The sequence below is a fragment of the Microbacterium sp. genome (assembly GCF_049650565.1).
In the GTDB taxonomy this organism is placed as follows: Bacteria; Actinomycetota; Actinomycetes; order Actinomycetales; family Microbacteriaceae; genus Microbacterium.
On sequence record NZ_JBASAK010000078.1, the window covers coordinates 1 to 2,620 of the forward strand.

The 2,620-nt window shown below is 74.7% G+C and carries 1 pseudogene; it reads right to left on the minus strand.

Annotation, left to right across the window (positions count from 1 at the left end):
* A pseudogene (locus tag WA967_RS12705) lies at positions 1-2,620 on the minus strand (hypothetical protein); the annotation flags it as partial.

A 2,620-nucleotide genomic window follows, 5' to 3' on the forward strand; every position in this document is an offset into this window, starting at 1 on the left:
GCGCAGCGCGGGACGCTCGGCGCGTGCGACCAGGGCGGCAGCTCCCAGCAGCGCCCAGCCCGCGGCCAGCAGCGCAGAGGCCCGCCACGGCACGGCATCCGTCCCGTCGGCCGCGATCAGCAGCGCCAGCACCGGCACGATCGCACCCGCCAGTCCCGCCGCGAGCAGCGGCACGGCCGGCGCGCCGCGGAGCATGAGCAGCACGGCCACCACCGCCGCACCCAGCGACGGGGGCAGCAGATAGGCCTCTGGCAACCCGACACCGTTCAGCGCCCACAACGACCACAGCGCGCCGGTGAACGCCGCAGCCGACACCCACCAGCCGTAGCGGCGACCGGCCAGCATCGACATCAGCGCCGCTCCGGCGCCGAGCAGGATCAGCACCAGGCACGCCGTGCCGAAGCCGGCGGCCTCGCGCAGAAGGGCCAGGATCACGGCGATGGCTCCGGTCAGCAGCGCGGAGGCCTCGATCGCCGCGCGGGCGGCATCCGCCGTCGCGGCGACCCGGCCCCGGGCGACCAGCGCATCGCGGATCATCCGCCCCGACGGCAGCACCAGGGCGACCACGACGGCGATGATCGGAAGCACCACCGGAGAGCCGCTGCGCACCAGCAGCTGCGCGCCCAGGCACAGGATCGTCACCGACAGCGCGGGCACCAGCAGTGCCGCTGCCAGCGTTCGGATGACGACGGTCAGCCCGGCACGCCGGGTGAGCAGCAGCACCAGTGCGAGAGCGAACATCATCCCGGTGGACAGCGCCGTCCAACCGCTGCGCTCGAACGCGACCTGCACGACGCCGATCGCGAACGGCACCGTGGCGACGACCAGCACGGCCTGCCAGTTGCGGGCGCCGATGGGCAGGAACGTCGCGGCGACGGCTCCCAGGAGGCCGGCGGATGCCACGAGCGACAGCAGCGTGATGCCGCCGACTCCTGCGAGCGAGACCGCGGTGCCGACCAGCGCCAGGGCGTAGCCGTATCCGGCACCGGCGTAGAGGAACCGTGCGGCGACGGGTGTCGTGCGCGCCACGACCGCCAGCGCGATCAGGGTGCCGACGCCGGCGTACGGCACGACCGCTTCATCCTGCCAGGCCAGCGCCACCGAGATGAGCAGCGCGAGATGCAGCGCCGCGACGAGCAGGAGACGAGCCGAAGACCAGCCGCTGCCGGCGGGCCGAGCGCTCGCGAAGCCAGCCGCGGCCGTGACGACCAGCAGCACGGCGATGCTCAGCGGCAGGGGGAGCACCCGTCCGGCGCTCAGCGAGAGCACGGCGGCGGTGGCGTACAGCACGGCGACCACGAGGGCTGCGGGTCGCAGCGAGAGGATGTCCGGCCTGCGCCGGGTGCACAGCGCGAACAGCGCGAAGCCCGCTGAGATCACGCCCAGGCCGACGATCCCCGCCCACGTCAGCGAGCCGAGCACGGATGAGCCGGTGAGCCGCCCCGCCTGCTCTCCCGCGGGCCGCAGGAGGTCGCTGCCGATGATCGCCCCGGAGAGCACGGCAGGGGCGCTGGTGATCCCGGCCGCCAGACCCGCGCCGATGGACAGCGGCACGCGCGTCGTGGGGCGCGGCAGCGGCACGAGGGCGCACACGAGCAGCACCAGCGCCGCTCCCGCCGGCACGATCGTCGCGAGCCAGTCCACCCACCGGCTCCCGCCGGACAGCAGAGCGGATGCCGCGAACGCGCCGGCGGCGACGGCCAGCCCGCCCGCGACGAAGGACCACGCCCACGCCATGGTGCGCGTCGTGGCGACGACGGCCTGCACGGCGAGCACCGCGAGGACCACCGCGATCGGCACGGCCCCGCCTGCGGTGAAGACGATGCGCCCTGCGGCCAGCGCGGTGACGATCACCTGCAGCACGGTCAAGGCGGCAAGCTCCGGCATCAGCGGGCGGCGGGGAGCGGCGAGCACGGCGGACGCGGAACGCTCGTCGGGTAGTGCCGACTCGCCGACGGCATCCGGCCGGTCGGCCCCTGCAGTATCGGCTCGTGCCGCATCGGTGAAGATGCCGATTCCGGCATCCGCCGCGTCCGTGTCGCCCGCGGCACCCCGCCGCATGGGGAACCTCGGCGCGAGCCGCGGCAGCAGGCCCATCAGCCCGGTCGCCGCGAAGCCGGAGACCGCGAGCCACAGCGCCCCGCCGAGATCATCGGACGTACCGAATCCCCGCATGGCCGGCACAGCTGCCAGCGCCAGCAGCGAAGTCCACACCCAGATCCGGATGCGGGCGCGCAGGCCCGCGGCGAGCATCAGCCCGCCTGCGACCAGCGCCGCCAGCGCGGCGGAGGTCCAGGTGGCCCCCTGTCCCGTGAACGAGCCCGCGACGGCCTGCACGTCGAGCCCGACGAACACCAGGCCCAATCCGCCGACGGCCTCGGCCGAGGACTGCAGCCTCCGCCTGGCCAGCAGCCAGGCGCCCGCGAGGAACACCAGCGTCACTCCTCCGATGATCCAGCTGCGCACCGCGCGGTCGCCGAGCTCGGGGTTGAAGAAGGTGAACACGATGGCCGCGACCGCGAACAGCGCGGCACCTGCCGTCGCCAGCACCGATTGCAGGCTGGCGCCGTCGGTGGGAGCGCCCGTGCGCACGGCGGGCGGCGGTGCGACGAGCCCCGCC